Annotated in this window: 13 protein-coding genes and 1 tRNA gene; 2 read left to right on the forward strand and 12 right to left on the reverse strand. The window is 51.9% G+C overall.

Features of this window, described 5'->3' with window-relative positions:
- Positions 1–34 precede the first annotated feature (34 nt).
- Positions 35–823, reverse strand: a complete 789-nt coding sequence (locus tag ACJJIY_RS19600; protein ID WP_445356073.1) for a class I SAM-dependent methyltransferase — start codon at positions 821–823, stop codon at positions 35–37.
- Between the two features lie 156 nt (positions 824–979).
- On the opposite strand from ACJJIY_RS19600, the gene gloB reads away from it, so the two are divergent.
- Together gloB and ACJJIY_RS19610 are read left to right on the forward strand one after the other, a co-directional pair.
- Complete coding sequence (gene gloB / locus ACJJIY_RS19605; protein WP_444896711.1) at positions 980–1759, forward strand: hydroxyacylglutathione hydrolase; 780 nt, start codon at positions 980–982, stop codon at positions 1757–1759.
- Positions 1760–1955: 196 nt separating this feature from the next.
- A complete protein-coding gene (locus tag ACJJIY_RS19610) occupies positions 1956–3518 on the forward strand; it encodes a LysM peptidoglycan-binding domain-containing protein (protein WP_444896710.1) in 1563 nt (520 codons plus the stop codon).
- 79 nt (positions 3519–3597) lie between these two features.
- Here the strand turns inward: ACJJIY_RS19610 and ACJJIY_RS19615 are convergent, their stop codons facing one another.
- The 11 genes from ACJJIY_RS19615 to ACJJIY_RS19665 form a co-directional block, all read right to left on the reverse strand.
- Positions 3598–5481, reverse strand: coding sequence for a SurA N-terminal domain-containing protein (locus ACJJIY_RS19615; protein ID WP_444896709.1), 1884 nt, complete (start codon positions 5479–5481; stop codon positions 3598–3600).
- 119 nt (positions 5482–5600) lie between these two features.
- Positions 5601–5873, reverse strand: coding sequence for a non-specific DNA-binding protein Hbs (gene hbs, locus ACJJIY_RS19620; protein WP_010132873.1), 273 nt, complete (start codon positions 5871–5873; stop codon positions 5601–5603).
- 256 nt (positions 5874–6129) lie between these two features.
- Entirely contained in the window at positions 6130–8535 is a 2406-nt protein-coding gene (gene lon / locus ACJJIY_RS19625; protein WP_413665176.1) for an endopeptidase La, read from the reverse strand.
- A gap of 267 nt (positions 8536–8802) precedes the next feature.
- Positions 8803–10089: an ATP-dependent Clp protease ATP-binding subunit ClpX gene (gene clpX, locus ACJJIY_RS19630; RefSeq protein WP_282933429.1), complete on the reverse strand. Its 1287-nt coding sequence runs from the start codon at positions 10087–10089 to the stop codon at positions 8803–8805.
- 162 nt (positions 10090–10251) lie between these two features.
- A complete protein-coding gene (gene clpP, locus ACJJIY_RS19635; protein ID WP_282933430.1) occupies positions 10252–10893 on the reverse strand; it encodes an ATP-dependent Clp endopeptidase proteolytic subunit ClpP in 642 nt (213 codons plus the stop codon).
- A 188-nt stretch (positions 10894–11081) separates the two neighbouring features.
- Positions 11082–12395, reverse strand: coding sequence for a trigger factor (gene tig / locus ACJJIY_RS19640; protein ID WP_445358664.1), 1314 nt, complete (start codon positions 12393–12395; stop codon positions 11082–11084).
- A gap of 185 nt (positions 12396–12580) precedes the next feature.
- Positions 12581–12665, reverse strand: a tRNA-Leu gene (locus tag ACJJIY_RS19645).
- A 182-nt stretch (positions 12666–12847) separates the two neighbouring features.
- The gene (gene fadA, locus ACJJIY_RS19650) at positions 12848–14023 is read right to left on the reverse strand and encodes an acetyl-CoA C-acyltransferase FadA (RefSeq protein WP_413665174.1); all 1176 of its coding nucleotides are present in this window, start codon (positions 14021–14023) and stop codon (positions 12848–12850) included.
- A gap of 11 nt (positions 14024–14034) precedes the next feature.
- Positions 14035–16191, reverse strand: coding sequence for a fatty acid oxidation complex subunit alpha FadB (gene fadB / locus ACJJIY_RS19655; RefSeq protein ID WP_445358665.1), 2157 nt, complete (start codon positions 16189–16191; stop codon positions 14035–14037).
- 299 nt (positions 16192–16490) lie between these two features.
- Positions 16491–17075, reverse strand: a complete 585-nt coding sequence (locus ACJJIY_RS19660; protein WP_445358666.1) for a type II toxin-antitoxin system RelB family anti-toxin — start codon at positions 17073–17075, stop codon at positions 16491–16493.
- A 75-nt stretch (positions 17076–17150) separates the two neighbouring features.
- On the reverse strand, positions 17151–19007 hold the full coding sequence (locus ACJJIY_RS19665; protein ID WP_445358667.1) for a beta-ketoacyl synthase: 1857 nt from the start codon (positions 19005–19007) through the stop codon (positions 17151–17153).
- Between the last annotated feature and the right edge of the window lie 17 nt (positions 19008–19024).

Consider the following 19024-nt stretch of genomic DNA (forward strand, 5'->3'; position numbering starts at 1 on the left):
CCAAAATTAGATATGGGGCCGATTTTCAGCGAAATCAGCGCTTTTGATGCTTCCCGCGTGCTGCAACGCGAGGGCTCGACGGGGTGGCAACCAAAGCGGGCTTTCTCTCGGCCCGCCAATTGATTTTAATAGTGCGAACACGTGCCACTTCTTTGCGGGCGACTATGATGTAAAAGCCCCCCCATGGCAAGTGCAAGCGGGAGCCAAGGCGCTCCATCCAAGCCGTCTTGGAAAGCAATTCCTTTTGCTGTAATGGCAAGCGGAAGAAGCCGCGATCTACCCTCTCAGCCTGCAAGTCCAACAGATTCATCCAGTCGGCAATTCGAGCAGCCCGCAGTTGATTTCCGCGCTGGTAAGCCCCCCTGGAAAATAGCAGACGGGACAAGCCGAGCAAGGAAAACGGGTTAAACCCGATTAGCAGCATATGACCACCGGGTATCAAAACCCTGGCCGCCTCTCTCAATACTTGGTGGGGATGACTGGAGAAGTCCAAAAGGTGATGCAGCAGTACTACATCGATTGAATCGGCGGGGAGGGGCAGTTGCTCGAACTCTACTACCGCAGCCCCGCCCTGCTCAGAGGTCGCCCCCAATCGAAAACGATGATTGATACGACTGAAAGTGCCAAAATCAACGGATTGGGTCACGCTGGCCTGTAGAAAGTGATAACCGAAAAAGCCCTCCACTAAAGGTTGGGCCAACGCCAGCTGTTGCGAGAGAATCTCCTCTCCCAGCGAACTGGAAAACCAATGGGATAGCGCTGGGCAGACCTTGCCAAGAGGGGATTGCTCCTCATCATTACCAGGCCTGCTCTTTCCGGTCATCATATCTCCATTGATCAATCTAACAGCTATTCAATTCTACACTCGGGCGATGTTTCCAGGGCCTTATCTAAGTAAACCAGTCCTCAGGTAACAATTCACACCGTCTCACGCCTTCCATGATATTGTTCTGCTATTCAGCGATAAGACGATCCGATTATGCTATCCATCACGCCAATCCCCGCCTTTAATGACAACTATATCTGGCACCTGCAAAAAGATGGTCAGCACTGGGTAGTCGACCCTGGTGATGCGCTGCCAGTAGAAAAGGCCCTACAAGGGACCAGGCTCAGCGGCATTCTCATTACTCATCACCACTATGACCATACCGGCGGCATCGAAACGCTTTGTCGCCAGTACCAGTGCCCTGTCTATGGCCCCGAGCAAATACCTGGTGTCACTCACCCCATTGCCGGTGGAGATTCCTTACAGATCCTTGGCATGCCCTTCCAGGTACACGCTGTTCCGGGGCACACTCTAGACCACTTAGCTTTGGTTTTGAATGAAACCACAGCAGCAGGCGGTGAACAATTGCACCTTTTTTGTGGTGACACTCTTTTTTCCGCTGGCTGCGGCAGGTTGTTCGAAGGCACTCCAGAGCAGATGTACCATTCTCTGCAGAAGCTCAGTAAATTACCCGCCGCAACTTTTGTCTATCCTGCACACGAGTACACACTCGCCAACCTGAAGTTTGCCCAAGCGGTAGAGCCTAACAATCAAGCCATTGAGGCAAGGGTTGCTCAGTGCAAAGCCTTGAGAGTAGAAAACAAGCCAACTTTGCCTTCAACTATCGCCCTTGAGCTAGACACCAACCCATTTCTTCGCTGTCAGTATCCGGAAGTTAGGCAGACAGCTATCAATTCGAGACCGGAGTTAAATGACGGAAGCGATAACGTAGATATTTTTGCGAGCTTGCGCGGCTGGAAGGACAACTTCTAAACGCCCAACTTCACCTAAACTCCTCTCAGGCTGGGTGATAAACTAGCAATTTGCATACTTTTTAACCGTCAATATTGACCGAAACTAATTTGCCTAATTAGAATCAAAAGTAATTGACCAAATGCCTGGCGCTTTACCAATAATTGTTCTGAAATGCGTCAGGATGAATTACAAGAAAGACTCGCGGATATCACACATGGTTCACAAGAATTTTGCCGTAGCATTACTAGCCGCTACGGTAGGGGCCTGCTCGCAATTACCGGAACAGGCCTCTGCGCCCGAAACTGAAAATATCCCTGCAGAGGAAACCTCTGTCGCGAGTGACCGAGCTGTTAAAAAGCACGAACCCTCTGAAGCGGTCCCTCCCCCCGTAGACATCTGGGCAAGACTTCGTCAGGGATTCGCCCTGGATCACCACACCAGCGACCCCAAGGTTAAGGAATATATTGCTTACTTCGCCCGCAACGAGGGCTATATGGCTCGGGTAACCGAGCGCTCTCGTCGCTATATTTTCCATGTTGCAGAACAGCTGGAACAGGCAAATCTCCCACTTGAATTAGCGCTGCTCCCCATTGTCGAGAGTGCATACGACCCCTTCGCCTACTCCCACGCCCGGGCTTCCGGTATGTGGCAGTTTATCCCGGCCACCGGGCGCTCTTTCGGGCTCGAGCAAAACTGGTGGTATGACGGACGCCGCGATGTCCATGAATCCACCCAGGCTGCGGCAAAGTACTTCAACTACCTACACGATCGCTTTGATGGGGACTGGGAGCTGGCACTCGCTGCTTACAACGCCGGTGAGGGAACGGTTCGCAGAGCCGTAGAGCGCAATCGTCGCAACGGGCTTGGCACCAGTTATTGGGATCTCAAACTGCCGCGGGAAACCAAGCGCTATGTGCCCCAGCTGCTGGCTCTGGCGGAGGTTATATCCCGCCCGGACCATTACAAAATCCCACTGCATGATGTCTCCAATGAGCCCTACTACGCCCGTGTCGATGTAGGCAGTCAGATCGATCTGGCCCAGGCTGCGGAACTTGCAGAAATTGAGATTGAAGAGCTCTACCTACTGAACCCAGGCTATAATCGCTGGGCAACCGACCCCAACGGAAACCACCAACTACTGATTCCAATAAAGACCCAGGAAAAGTTTGAGAGCGCCCTGGCACAACTTCCCAAGGAAGAGAGGGTAAGCTGGCAGCGCTACACCATTGCCCGAGGCGACACCCTTTCCACTATCGCTCGCCGCTACCAGACCACCGTCGGAGCGATACGCGAGACAAACAAACTGCGCAGTAATAATATTCGCGCCGGTAAAACACTGTTAATCCCCAGCGCATCGGGCCCCGCGGGACAGTATGCCTACGCACTCGATCAGCGAGTTAAACGCAAGCAGTCTTCCGGCAAGGGCCAGAAAGTTAATTACACTGTACGCCCTGGCGACAGCCTTTGGGGGATTTCACGCAAGCTGAATGTGACCGTAAAGCAACTGGCCAGCTGGAACAGCATGGCACCGGGAGACACCCTGCGCCCTGGACGCACCCTGGTAGCTTACAACGGCTCCCCCGCAGTATCAGAGAACAACCGCACTACCCGCAAGGTTTCTTACCGGGTACGCAGCGGCGACTCTCTATATCGGATAGCCAATAAATTCAGTATCGAAATCGATGATATTCTCCGCTGGAATAAGATAAACAAGTCCAAGTATTTACAACCCGGACAGCGCTTAACCTTATTTGTGGATAGTGCCAGCAACACTTAAAGCGCCCACTACCCTACAGGGAGTTAGTCATAAAAAAACCCGGCAATTGCCGGGTTTTTTTATGACTCAATAACAACCGTTACTCGGCAGAAGAGGCCAGATCGATTTTTGCCTGATCGGACAAGTAGCGTTGAATAGCTGCTAACTCGGCCCCACCATTTACAGAGGCCAATTGCTGCATCAGTGCCTGACGCTGCTCTTTGCTCTGCTTGGACAGTTCGCCCGGGCGCACACTGCGCAGATCGAGAACTACCAGATCACCATTATTTGTAGCGAAGCTGGTCACTTCATCTTTGCCAGCAGATGGTGCAGGTAATGCAAATGCCTTGGCATTAATCTCACCGCGCTGAGCAAAACCACCGCGACGAGTTTTATCACTGGTCTCCAGGGTTAAACCTTGCGCTTCCGCCAGTTCCGCAAAACTAGTACCAGTAGCGAGTTTCTCTTTTAGCTCTTCCGCTTGCTTAGCCAATTGCTCACTGGCCTTATCACGCTTCAAACGGTCAACAATTTGCTGGCGAACCTCTTCCAGAGGGTAAGTACCCGCGGGCTTAGAGTCGGTGACCCGCAAAACGACAGAGTGCTCATTGTTCAGGTTGATCACATCTGAAGTATTACCATCCTCCTTCACTTCCACAGAGAAGGCAGCCTCGATAACCTGCCCGTTAGAAAGTACGCCAGATGCGCTCTCGCGCGAAAACAGATCGGCAGTCTTCAGGGGAACACCCAACTCTTCAGCGGGCTCAGCCAGGTTGTCCGCGTTGTATGCCAGATCGGCAAGACGGGACAAGGCATCAACAAACTCGCGCTCGGCAACAGATGCACGCAGCCTATTCTCGATCGCCACTTTTTGCTCTTCGAAACTTGGCGGCTCACTCTGCTCTACTTCCAGCAGTTTGATAAAGTGAGTTCCACTATCGGTGGCCACTGGGGCAGAAACCTGGCCCACTTCCAGCGCGGCTAAGGCCTGCTCGAATGCCTCTGGGAATACATCACCCGTGGTGTAACCCAACTCACCGCCTTCCTCCGCAGAGCCTACGTCTTGGGAGTAAGTCTTTGCCAACTCGGCAAAATCTTCGCCGGCATCCAGTTTGCTCTGAATCTCGGCAATTTTTTCTGCGTCAGCTTCTTCAAGCAAAATATGTGCAGCGCGGCGGCGAAGTTCCGATGCGAAACCTTTCAATTCTTGCTCGTACTGAGCGCGAACATCGCTTTCAGAAATATCAATGTTACCGGCAAATACTTCAGGTGTTAGCTCGATATACTCAACCGCCACCTGCTCTGGACGCTGGTATTGCCCTTGATTCTCCTGGTAATACTGTTCTACCTCAGCATCCGAAACCTGAGTCTCTGCTAGCAGGCCTTCAACTGGCATCACCACGTAATCAAAATCACGCTCTTCCATAGAGGCGGCAACAATCTGTTCTGCATCCGCCTGGGTAGTAAAAGCACTTTCAACCACACTGTTTGCGTACTGCTCCAGCGCCATATCATTTTCCATAATCTGGCGGAAGCCTGCGGGGCTATACCCCATTCGACGCAAAGCATCGCGGTACATTTGCGGATCAAAACTGCCGTTCACCTGAAAAGCCGGAATTCCCACGATCGCTCTATCGACCGCCGCAGAACTCATCACCATACCGCTGTCCTGAGCAGCTTGGCGCATCACAGCACTGGAAACCAACTGGCGTAAAACTGGCTCACGCAACTGCTCATCGCTGATTAAATCAGCGGGCACATCTTCGCCGTACTGACTAATGATCATATTGCGGCGATTTTGAATTGCGCGTTGCAAATCCAAGTTTGTAATTTTTTCGCCATTAACCTCGGCTACCGCATCGGCAGCACCTCCACTGGCACCGGTGAAGAAATCAATTCCCCCAATGACCATAATAAAACCGAAAAAGGCTGCGACAATAATCGCGGCTGTCCCTTTCAGGTTGTCACGCATGGACTGAAGCATGCTCAGCTCCGAAAATTAATTGTTTTTAACTACTATCAGATACAAAAAAGGCGCATCCCAACTGACACGCCTCTTTGACATTCAGACTCTTTTACAAAGTCTCAAAGCCTGCTGAAAACTTAGTTTACAGCGTCTTTCAGGGCTTTACCGGCCTTGAAGTTAGGAATTTTTGCCGCAGCGATTTCAATGGGATCGCCAGTGCGAGGATTGCGACCAGTACGAGCTGCACGCTCTTTCACAGCAAAGGTACCAAAGCCAACGAGGGCAACTTGATCACCTTTTTTCAGGGCATCAGTGATGCTATCAACCATTGCGTCCAAAGCACGGCCAGCTGCTGCTTTTGGAATATCTGCAGATGCGGCAATTGCTTCAATCAGTTCGGACTTATTCACGCTTAATCCCTCTGTTCTTTTTAAATATGCTTCGGGTGGTCTACAAAAGACACCCATACTTTAAATTTTTTAGCCTTCGGCAATTTACGCGCCGGGCAATAAGCCCCGTTTTATACCAACTGCCCAGAAGCGGGTCAAGGAACCATGCGGGTTTCCGGGCAGATGCACACTTTTCAAGCAGCGTAGATAGCCTGATTGGCGAAGTTTTGGCCTTGCAAGTTGTAAAGGGGCGACAAAAGTCACCCCATTACAAGAGTCAGTGAGTTTGGATTCCTCGCTGCGAGCGCTCCTCTGCCTTTTTCTGTAAGGCGGAATACTCTTCATCAGACAGGGATTCAGGCTTGTGTTCGAGCGCCAGCTCAAGTACCTGATCGATCCACTTAACGGGCCTAACTACCAAGTCCTGAAGAATATTATCGGGAATATCCTTCAGATCTCGCTCGTTATCAGCGGGAATCAGTACAGTTTTTATACCGCCCCGATGCGCTGCCAATAACTTTTCTTTAAGACCACCAATTCTTAAAACTTCTCCACGCAGAGTAATTTCTCCAGTCATCGCCACATCTGAGCGAACGGGAATATCCGTTAACACAGACACCAAAGCGGTGCACATGGCAATACCCGCCGAAGGGCCATCTTTGGGGGTGGCACCTTCAGGCACGTGGATATGAATATCCCGGGTCTCGTGGAAGTCCGGACCTATTCCCAGTGCCTGGGAGCGAGAACGCACAACCGTCAAGGCCGCCTGAATAGACTCCTGCATAACATCGCCGAGGGAGCCGGTTTTGATCATGCGCCCTTTACCCGGCACAGCTGAAGCTTCAATGTTAAGAAGCTCACCACCCACCTCGGTCCAGGCGAGACCGGTAACAATTCCGATTTTGTCCTCTTCCTCCGCACGGCCAAAATCAAACTTGCGAACACCGAGAAGCTCTTCAAGTTGCTCTGGCTGTATTACAGCCTTCTTCTCTGAAGGATTGCGAACGTGCTCCGTAACTACCTTGCGGCAGATCTTGGCAATCTCCCGGTCCAGGCCACGCACACCCGCTTCACGGGTGTAGTAGCGGACAATATCTCGGATACTGTCATCGGAGAGATCCAGCTCATCATCTTTAAGGCCGTTGGCTTTGCGCTGCTTCGGCACAAGATAGCGCTGTGCAATATTCAGTTTTTCGTCCTCGGTATAACCGGGGATTCGAATAACTTCCATACGATCCAGCAACGGGCCTGGAATATTCATTGAATTAGAGGTGCAGACAAACATCACATCGGAAAGGTCGTAATCCACTTCCAAATAGTGATCATTGAAGGTTTTATTCTGCTCTGGATCCAAAACCTCAAGAAGCGCTGAGGCGGGATCGCCGCGCTGATCCATCCCCATTTTGTCGACCTCATCGAGGAGGAACAGGGGGTTTTTCACTCCAACTTTCGAAATTTTCTGAATCAACTTGCCCGGCAGTGAGCCAATATAAGTGCGTCGATGCCCGCGAATCTCGGCTTCATCGCGAACGCCGCCCAGGGCCATACGCACATACTGACGATTTGTCGCTCGGGCAATAGATTGACCAAGGGAGGTTTTACCCACCCCGGGAGGACCAACCAAACATAAGATCGGCCCTTTCACTTTCTTCACTCGCTTCTGTACAGCGAGGTATTCAAGAATCCGCTCTTTAACCTCTTCCAAGCCGTAGTGTTCTTTCTCGAGAATTTCCTCGGCTTTAACCAAGTCGTGTCTCACCCGGCTCGCTTTTTTCCAGGGCAGGCTCAACATCCAGTCGATATAACTGCGTAAAACCGAAGCTTCCGCAGACATAGGCGACATCATTTTCAATTTAGCCAGCTCAGCGCGGGTTTTCTTCTCTGCCTCCGCACTCATGCCGGATTCGGCAATTTTGTTTTCCAGCTCTTCAATTTCATTAGGCTCTTCGGTGATCTCGCCCAATTCTTTTTGAATCGCCTTCATCTGCTCATTGAGATAGTACTCGCGTTGGCTTTTCTCCATCTGCTTTTTCACACGCCCACGAATGCGTTTTTCCACCTGGATCAGGTCGATTTCAGCATCCATAAGGCCCAGCAAATGCTCCAAACGCTCTTTAACACTGAGAGTCTCTAGAAGCTCTTGCTTCTGAGCCAACTCAAGGGACATATGTGCAGAAATGGTATCTGCCAAGCGGCCAGGTTCATCAATTCCCGACAGGGAGGTAATAACCTCATTGGGGACTTTCTTACTTACAGAAACGTACTGTTCAAACTGAGACATCACAGAGCGCACAAGGGCATCTGCTTCGCCTTCCGGCAACTCCTGCGTCTCCATCGGCGAAACGGTCGCCTCGAAATGGTTCTCCCTCTCCATCACTTCGTGGATATTTACGCGCTCTCCCCCTTCTACTAGCACCTTCACAGTGCCATCGGGGAGTTTGAGTAACTGCAAGACACTGGCAATAGTGCCCACGCGATAGATATCGTCTGCACCTGGGTCATCCTCAGATGCCTTTCGCTGCGCCACAAGCAATACCTGCTTATCCCTGCGCATGGCCTCTTCCAGGGCCTCTATGGACTTTTCCCTGCCGACAAAAAGCGGGATCACCATATGGGGGTAAACAACAACATCGCGCAATGGCAACAACGGATATTCAAGTGTGGTGTCGGATGACTGATCCATAGAACTCCTCTCGGCCCTATCACTGGGTATTTGGCGCGGCATCATGCTGCTGTTGGAATTGACAGCTTAACCTGGGCCACCGCCCTTCAGATGCTAGTAATGGGGGGGAAGGGCCCGAAATACAAGTCTAATCTCGCGACCAATTTGTGCCGAGCTAAGAGTGCTATTCGAGCCAGGAATACCCAGACAGGTAGTTAGATACCCGGGTAATCAGAAAAAACTATAAAAAAAGCCCCAATATTGGGGCTTTTTGAGGTGGGATTTGAGCTACTCTTCCGGCGCCGCCTTCTGCGGCTGGGACTCACTCTCATAAACCAGTAACGGGGCTGATTCGCCTTTAATGACCGCCTCGTCAATCACAACTTTCACCACATTATCTGTGGATGGGATGTCATACATGGTCTCCAACAATACGGACTCCATGATAGAGCGCAGGCCACGGGCGCCTGTTTTCCGCTCCATTGCCTTGGTGGCAACTGCATCCAACGCATCGGGGCGGAAATCCAGTTCTACATCTTCCATCTCAAACAGTTTTGCGTACTGTTTGGTCAAGGCATTGCGTGGCTCGGTGAGAATCTGTACCAGAGCCTCACGGTCCAACTCTTCCAAAGTTGCGGTCACCGGTAGGCGTCCAACAAACTCCGGGATCAGCCCGTAACGAACCAGGTCTTCAGGCTCCAGGTCGCGCAGGATCTCACCAAAATTACTGGTGCCATCCTTTGATTTAACCTCGGCACTGAAACCAATTCCACCCTTCTCCGAGCGATCGCGGATAACCTTATCCAGCCCCGCAAAAGCGCCGCCACAAATAAACAGGATATTGGAGGTGTCGACCTGCAAGAATTCCTGCTGCGGATGCTTGCGTCCACCCTGCGGCGGCACAGACGCCACAGTGCCTTCAATCAACTTCAGTAGCGCTTGCTGCACACCTTCACCGGACACATCACGGGTAATTGAAGGGTTGTCTGACTTGCGCGAAATTTTGTCGATCTCATCAATATAGACGATACCCTGCTGGGCTTTTTCTACATCGTAATCACACTTCTGCAAAAGCTTCTGGATGATATTCTCAACATCCTCACCCACGTAACCAGCTTCGGTCAGGGTGGTTGCATCGGCAATAGTGAAAGGAACATTGAGCAGGCGGGCCAGAGTCTCGGCAAGAAGGGTTTTACCACTACCGGTTGGGCCTACCAGCAAAATATTAGACTTGCTGAGTTCTACTTCATCCTTACTTTTAACACCAGACTTGGTGCGCAGACGCTTGTAGTGATTGTATACGGCGACAGCCAGCACACGCTTGGCTCTCTCCTGCCCAATCACATACTGATCGAGGATTTCAGTAATCTCACGGGGTGTCGGCAGGCGCCCTTCAGGCCCCTCCGCAGTCTCTTGTACTTCTTCACGAATAATGTCGGTACACAGCTCGACACATTCATCGCAGATAAAGACTGACGGCCCAGCGATTAACTTCCGCACTTCCTGTTGGCTCTTGCCACAGAAAGAGCAGTACAGCAATTTTCCGCTGTCTTCTCCGCTGCTTTTGTCGGTCATCAAAATACTCCGTCGTCACTGGCCGGCCAGGGCCCTAAATTCAGCTTACCCAGCAAGATGCTGCCTTTTGGCGTGATTTTCAAGCCCCAACGAAAGCCAGCCTGTCAAAAAAACTAACTTTCGCTGAAATCCGCCTCCGGCAAACTTTTAATGTAGAAAAATCTACTTATCGAATGCCTGTCGGCGAGACAATACATCATCGACCAAGCCATATTCCTTGGCTTCATCGGCGCTCATAAAGTTGTCGCGCTCTGTATCCCTCTCAATATCACTGACTGGACGTCCAGAGTGATGCGCCATGAGCTCATTCAAACGATGACGAATCTTGAGGATTTCCTGGGCGTGAATGTGGATATCGCTCGCCTGCCCTTGGGCCCCACCGCTGGGCTGGTGAATCATCACACGGGAGTTTGGTGTTACGAAGCGTTTGCCTTCAGCACCGGCAGTCAACAAGAAGGCGCCCATACTACAGGCCTGCCCAATGCACATAGTGCTGACGTCAGGCTTAATGAACTGCATGGTGTCATAGATAGACATGCCGGCAGTTACCGAACCGCCCGGTGAATTAATGTAGAGGTGAATATCCTTATCCGGATTTTCTGCCTCGAGGAAAAGCAGCTGCGCAACAACCAGGTTGGCCATGTGGTCTTCTACAGGCCCGACCAGGAAGATCACACGCTCTTTTAACAGGCGAGAATAAATATCAAATGAGCGCTCCCCTCTGGCGGTTTGTTCTACCACCATGGGAACTAAACCTGATGCTGAGGGCTCTATCGAAGCTTTTGGAAAATCAATTCGTGCCATAGGTACCATTGCTTCCTTTTGTGGCGTATTCGGCAGGCCAGCGAATAGGCATCGTATGCCCATGCTGAAAAATTTGGTTTTCAGAGCTTAACCGGTCAGGCGAGAGAAAGCCAGCCGGTAAAAAGGAAGGAGATGTAGGGGCGTCACGCTTGAGCGGACGCCACCTTACACCTGAATGAAGTGAGAGATTAGCTTTGTTTTTGCGGCTTAATCACTTCGTCGTAGCTGCTGTCAACTTCAGATACTTTAGCTGAAGCCAGTACGTGATCAACAACCTGGTCTTCCAGTACAACAGACTCAACACCAGACAGCAGCTCACGGTTGCTGTAGTAGTAGTCAACCACTTCTTGCGGCTGCTGGTAGGTAGAAGCCAGCTCTTCAACTTTCGCCTTTACGCGATCGGCATCAACAGAAAGTTCATTCTGCTTAACAATCTCACCGACTACCAGACCGAGAACTACACGGCGCTTTGCCTGCTCTTCGAACATAGTGTCAGGCAACATACGCTCGGCATCTTCAGCCTTGATCTGACCACCAAACTGCTGAACCATTTGACCACGCAAGGTAGTTACTTCACTGGCAACCAGCGCGGACGGCAGCTCAACTGGATGCTTTTCGAACAGCTGATCCATGATCTGGGTCTTAACTTTGTTCAGAGCGGCATTTTTCAGCTCACGCTGCATGTTGCTGCGAACTTCCTCACGGAACTTCTCTTCGCCACCTTCCTGAACACCGTAAGCTTTGAAGAACTCTTCGTTCAACTCGGGAAGTTCAGGCTTCTCGGAAGAAGTCACCTTGATATTAAAGGTTACAGCAGCACCGCGAAGCTCTTCTGCCTGGTAATCTTCCGGGAAGGTCAGATCAATGTCTTTCTCTTCACCGGGCTTCATGCCCAGAATGCCTTCTTCGAAGCCAGGGATCATCTGGCCGGAACCCAGTACCAACTGGTGGCCTTCGGCCTTGCCACCTTCAAACTCTTCGCCGTCTTTACGACCAACAAAGTTGATAACAACACGATCGCCCTTTTGAGCTTTGCGCTTGGTATCTTTCCAGGAAGACTGTTGCTTACGCAGAACATCGATCATGTTCTTCACGTCAGCATCAGTAACTTCTGCAACAGGACGCTCTACAGCGATCTCAGCCAGATCAGCGAGTTCAACTTCAGGGTAAACCTCGAAAGTAGCAACGTACTCCAGGTTTTCGCCAGCAGCAGTCTGCTTAGCTTCGATGCTAGGCTGGCCGGCAGGTTTAACCTCTTCCTTCTGTACCGCTTCGTAGAAAGAACGGCTCATTACCTCACCCAGAACTTCCTGACGAACGCCGGCGCCAAAGCGCTGACGAACAACCTTCATGGGCACCTTGCCTTTGCGGAAGCCATTGATGCGAACAGTCTTAGCAGCCTGCTGGAGACGCTTATCCACTTCTTTGTCGACAATTTCTGCCGGCAAGTTGACCGTTAAGCGACGCTCCAGACCGGAAGTAGTTTCGATGGAAACCTGCATGTTTATCCTCGTGAGACTATCTCTGTAATCGCGCCGCAGCGCCAACGAATACCGGGTCACCGAGACTTAGTCAGTAACCTCGTAGGCCCAGCACCAAAACAATACTTTTGTGCTGCCGCCAAATACACAAGAAGCCCGCACCTACCCCTCCAGGGCAAGTCACACGGACTTCAAGGCTTTTAATTTGGTGGGGACGGGGAGACTCGAACTCCCACACCTTTCGGCACCAGAACCTAAATCTGGCGTGTCTACCAATTTCACCACGTCCCCAAATCGAACCTGCCGCTAACTCTTTGATATTTAAGCGCTTTCGCTACTTTTTTAGAGCCCATCGCGACAAGGGGTGCAGATTGTGCCACAGCATTTTGGGGTCTTCAACACTTTACTGAACACTTTTCTCATAAAATAAAAAAAGGCGCCTCAAAGGCGCCTTTTTTCGGGGTCTAATTTCCTTAGACTCGCTCTACAACAGTGGTAATACCCTGCCCCAGACCGATACACATGGTAGACACACCCAGGTTGCCGCCCTCATTCTGCATAACGCTCAGCAGGGTGCCAGTAATGCGCACGCCAGAGCAGCCGAAGGGGTGACCCAGGGCAATAGCGCCACCGTATAGGTTGACCTTCTCATCCATCTGCTCGAGCAGATCCAGGTCTTTCAGCACCGGCAGCGCCTGCGCCGCAAATGCCTCATTCAGCTCAAACTTGTCGATATCGCCAACAGTTAGACCCGCTCTCTTGAGCGCCTTCTTGGTAGAGGGCACCGGGCCATAACCCATAATGGACGGATCAACACCAGCCAGCGCCATTTCTTTCACGCGAGCAATAGGAGTCATACCCAAAGCCTGAGCGCGCTCAGCGGACATTACCAGCATCACAGAGGCACCGTCGGTGATCTGAGAGGAGGTGCCAGCTGTTACCTGACCGTGTTTCGGATCGAATGCTGGCTTCAGCTGCGCCAGACCTTCCACGGTGGTGTCCGGACGGATGGTTTGGTCCGTCTCAACCAGGAAAGGTACGCCGTCATCGTCATGACCTTCAATAGCGATAATTTCGCGATTGAATTTGCCAGCCTTTGTAGCTTCAGCGGCGCGATGGTGAGAGCGTGCACCGAACTCATCCATCTGCTGACGCTGGATACCGTGCATCATCGCCAGGTATTCAGCAGTCATACCCATGGAGCCGGCAGCTTTAGCCATATAGCGACCCAGCATTGGGTTGGGGCTAACATGCTCCATCATGTTCAGGTGACCCATGTGCTCAACACCACCCACAACGTACACATCGCCAACGCCAGCCTGGATGTTGGCAGCTGCAGTATGCAGGGAGGACATAGAGGAGCCGCACAGGCGGTTGACGGTTTGCGCCGGGATAGTGTGTGGCAGACCAGCGCGCAGCAGGATAAAGCGAGCTACGTTAAAGCCCTGCTCATCGCGCTGCATAACACAGCCCCAGATCAGGTCATCGATCTCGGCGGGATCGAGCTTGTCATTGCGCTGCATGAACTTTTTCAGCAGCTCAGCGGACATATCATCGGCGCGAACATGGCGATATACGCCATTCTTCGAGCGACCCATGGCCGTACGCGCGTAGTCGACGATTACGGCATCTCTAGGATTTAAACTCATCGCTATTCTCCTTACTTGTCGCCGTAGTAGGTTTTGCCACTTGCGGCCATTTCACGCATGCGATCGGTCGGCTTGTACAACTCACCCAGATCGGCGTACTTATCGGCAATCTTCACGAATTCATCCAGACCAATGCTGTCCAGCCACGCGAAGATTCCACCGCGGAACGGAGGGAAGCCAATGCCGTAGATCAGCGCCATATCAGCTTCAGCTGGGGAATCCACGATACCCTCTTCCAGGCAGCGAGCCAGCTCGGTTGCCATAGGCACCATCATGCGCTCGATAATTTCGTCTTTTTCAAACTCGCGACGTTCAGCAACGTGCGGCTTAAGCAGCTCGTAGGACTCTTCGGTAGCCACTTTCTTCGGGCGACCTTTTTTGTCCTGCTCGTAGTTGTAGAAGCCTTTGTTGTTCTTCTGGCCGTAACGACCCGCTTCATACATAACGTCGGAAGCAGCGGTAAAGGTTTTACCCATGCGGTCGGGGAAGCCTTCAGCCATTACGCTCTCTGCGTGAACACCGGTATCGATACCGACAACGTCCATCAGGTAAGCGGGGCCCATCGGCCAACCCCAACGCTCCATCACCTTGTCAACGGCCTGGAAGTCAGCGCCATCGCGCACCAGCATGGAAAAACCGGCAAAGTAAGGGAAGAGAACGCGGTTAACCAGGAATCCAGGACAGTCGCGTACAACAATAGCTTTCTTGCCCATCTTGTTTGCGTAGGCAACAACGCGAGCTACAGCTATGTCGGAAGTTTTCTCTCCACGAATCACCTCAACCAGCGGCATTTTGTGCACCGGGTTGAAGAAGTGCATACCGAGGAAGTTTTCCGGGCGGGAAAGCGGCTCAGCCAACTGGTTAATAGAAATAGTGGAGGTATTAGAAGCGATTACAGTGTCTTCGCTTACTTTGGTTTCCACTTCCTTCAATACTGCATGCTTCACCTTGGGATTTTCAACCACCGCTTCCACAACAACATCGATATCGTTGAAGCCGTCGTAGCTCAAGGTAGGCTCGATACGGTTGAGCACTTCACCCATTTTAACGGGGGTCAGGCGCTTGCGATCAACCAACTTGGACAGCAGCTTGTTCGCCTCATTCAGACCAAGATCGATACCCTTCTGGTCGATATCCTTCATCTTGATCGGAGTGCCTTTGTAGGCAGACTGGTAAGCGATACCGCCACCCATAATGCCAGCACCCAATACTGCCGCACGCTCAATCGGCTTATCGGCTTTCTTCTCCCAACCTTTGGCAACTTTACCAATTGCCTGGTCAGCCAGGAACAGCCCTACCAGAGACTTCGCAGTGCCGGTCTGCGCGCAGAAAATGAACTTCTCCTGTTCGATTTTCAGCGCTTCATCACGGGTCAACTTGTAACCCTGCTCGATTGACTCAACCGCAGCTACGGGAGAGGGGTAGTTTTTACCCGCCTGCTGACCCACAAATGCCTTGGTGGTAAAGAAGGCCATTAGCGCTTCAGTATCATTCAAGGGGATTGGAGATTTCTTCAGCTCGCGAATGGCTTTGTAGTCCAGCTCGCCATTAATAGCGCGCTCAAGCAGCTTGACCGCTGCATCTTTGAGCTTGGCAGTGGGGATCACCGCATCGACAGCGTGAGCTTCCAGAGCGGCGGCAGGCTTCTGCTCTTTACCCGCTGCAATCCACTCGGCAGCAACATCAACACCCACTACACGCGGCAGGCGAACAGTGCCACCCCAGCCCGGAATCAGACCCAGCTTAACTTCCGGAAGGCCAACTTTGGCCTCTTCGCCCATCAGGCGGAAGTCACAGCCAAGACACACCTCAAAACCACCGCCAAGCGCGTAGCCATTAATTGCTACCGCAGTCGGTACCGGAAGGTCTTCCAGGCGGTTGATATTTTCGTTGTTCTGATTCATCAGATCAGCAACGCCCTCTGCACCTGCAGAGAAGGCACCACCAAACTCAGTGATATCAGCACCAACAATAAAGACGCCTTTACCGCTGGTCAGCAGTACACCTTTTACACCATCCGCTGCTTCGATAGCATCCAGCGCTTGGGAGAATTCAGAAACCGTCTGACGGTTAAATTTATTGACGGATTCGCCTTGCAGGTCGAATTTGAGCTCGGCGATGCCGTTGTCCAGCATCTGTACCGTGAGCGCTTTGCCACTAAATAACATTGATTGACCTCTTTTATTCTGGGCCGCGATCCTGGGCCCGGGGTCGGAATTTTTGTGCAACCAAGGGCCGCCCCGCACAGCGCGGTGACACTTAGGCCCAATTTGGTCAGCCGTAGTATAGCCAGATTCAAACGATTGTTTGAATACTATTTCTTACAAATGGAGTGGCACCAGGAGTGCCAAAGTACAGAAATTCGCCAGTTTGCGAACAGAGAGAAATTAAAGCTGGGCTAGTCTATCTCGGATCGTGCTGCCTTATCAGCCACTTGGCACGAACTCCCTCTTTTCTAAACCACCTTTCAGGAATTGGGCTCTTGAAGGTCGGGGTGCCCATAAGCCGGCATCATTGCGCTGACAACTACACAGTCACAGCGACCTGTATTTCGAAAGCGGTGCGGACGCTGAGCATCAAAATAATACCCATCACCGGCACTCAGCAGGGCAAAGTCGGAGCCAACCGTAACCTCCAGGTCACCACTGACAACCACCCCACCAATCTCCCCCTCAGCAGATTCGAGAGAAAAGCCGGTGTCATCCCCAGCCGGAAATACTTTCCACAATAGCGACATGCCGCAGTTTGCTTTTGCCCCCCCAAACAAACGGCAGGACACAGAGCCGTGACCGACCTCAGGCACTTCATCTCCGCGAAAAAAAATTTGCTTTGCGCCCGATATTTCCAAGGAAAAAAAATCGGTTAGCGGCATAGGAATGGCGCCCAATATTTTTTTTAAGGAGCTTACGGAAGGGCTAACCTTTCCCAATTCAATAAAAGAAATTGTTGCGTTGGTTACCCCAGCCCGTCTCGCCAACTCCCTCTGTGAGATACCGTAAATGTGGCGCACCATTTTCAAGCGGGCGCCAACATCCTCTTCAGGATCATCCATGCTCCCCATTAGCTCCTTTTGTGCAATCTCCCTCAGGTAAAAATCACCGAAATTGAGGCATTATGTAAAAGCCAATCACACCATATCTTCAAAGGGATTTCCATTTGGCAGCTTCACCGGCGGCATTCCGGGTAAACAAATTTCTTCTTCTGAGATAGTGATCTCACTTTCATTGATCATGCCCTCACCAAATCGATAAATAACATCAAGCTCACCACGAGAAGCCTTGGTGTTGTACTTTTCGCTCTGCTCTACAACCTTCTCGTTCAACGCTTGAGACGCCACAATGGCCGACTTGCCATGACGCTTTTCCATCATTGATTTTGTGATCTGCGGGGACAAAATTGTTGCCGTCGCATTATTTCCACCAAAACCTTTCGAGTTTAAGAACGCTAAATCAAGCGCACCCCTGCCCCTATCGGTATGCTCAAGGGAAATATCCAGATGCTTACAATGAACATCATCGGCGATGTGATCAACGGTGGTCACTCCCGGGAGTATGCCGCGATCAAATACACCTAACGCTGTAACTAACTGATCTCCACTGGCTGAAGCGACGGTATGCCCCAAAAAGGCCTTGACCGCACAAATCGGCCACTCGGCAATGCCAAATGCGCCGGCCAAACGATCAAAAATAGCGGACTCAGTAACCCGATTTTGCGGCGTACTGGAGCCATGGGCCTGCACAAAGCTGCGACGCCGCAAACTATCCTCGCCCACAATTGCCCGCGCCTCCGCCATTGCCCTGGCCATCGTCAGGTAATTCCCGGGACCCGGCGCAGAAATCGATTTCTTTGTACCGTCAGCATTGGTAAACACACCGGCAACCGAACCATATACGGAAGCACCCAACTCAAGCGCCAGAGTATCATCCATTAAGATGACCCACTGGGTACCCTCACCCAAGGTAAAACCACAGTTCTCACCGAACGGGCGACTGGTGCGTCGATAATCAATTTCACCAGGGAAAAGCTTGCGTAAATTCTCGGTAGTGGCAAGAGCACCCATCGTTGAGTAGCCATCGACAACTTCAGGCACAAGGGGCGCCTCAGCCGCACCAATTACAGCGACCCGCGCCCTACCCGAGCGAATATCTTCAACGCCAGCGCGAAGGTTGTACAGGAAGGTTGCGCAAGCACCGGCAACAGCGCCAGTAGAACCGACATTTCCGAGCACATAAGCGTTAACAAAATCCGCTGGCATACTATTTAGACCAAGCGCTAACTGTTTAGAGCTTACGCGACCACCTCGCAGGCGGGACTGCAATAGACCACCGTTGCCAAATGGGTCCAGTTGACTCATTGCCGAGGCAGCATAGAGTGAAATATTTCCCGGCCCAGCCGCAGATACAACGGTATCCCAATCAACCCCCAAAGACTGCACAGCATCTGATGCGCCCAAGAGGGCCAACTGCAGTCCCCTCGGGTGAAATCGAGAGTTATATTTAGTGCCCGGTTCAAATCCGGTTGGGAGCTGGCCGGCAGCAGCCACACTTATCTCGCGGTGGCTATCCAACAAAACTGACAGCTCAGCTGTGGTGACCCGAACCCTGCCGCCCTGGATATGCTCCAAGTGCCAATGAGCGGGCACAGGCTGCGGAAGCTGCCGGGTGGAAATTTCGAATGTCAGGCCCTGGGGGTTTGCGAGTTGGGCAGACTGATGGAAATGGCACTTGCGGTAGTCGTAATAGCGACTCTCTAGCTCGCGCACCAAAGTACCATCCAACACCTGCTGCTCAAGGGCAGGGTCCAAAATGCCTTCAGCGTTGTCTCCGGTACGCAAGCCCATCAGGGCAGCCAGGTCGGAAAGAGTGCTATCCCTTTCTTCCTTACCCAGCTTATCTAGCACGAGGCGAGAGTACCCCCTATGGAAAGAACTACGTCCAGCAGGGTTGAATCCACCGAATGCGGTGATTACGGGAAGGCGCTGCATCCTGACCTCCAGCCAAG

The organism is Microbulbifer maximicatervae (SeqCode) (assembly GCF_052468155.1).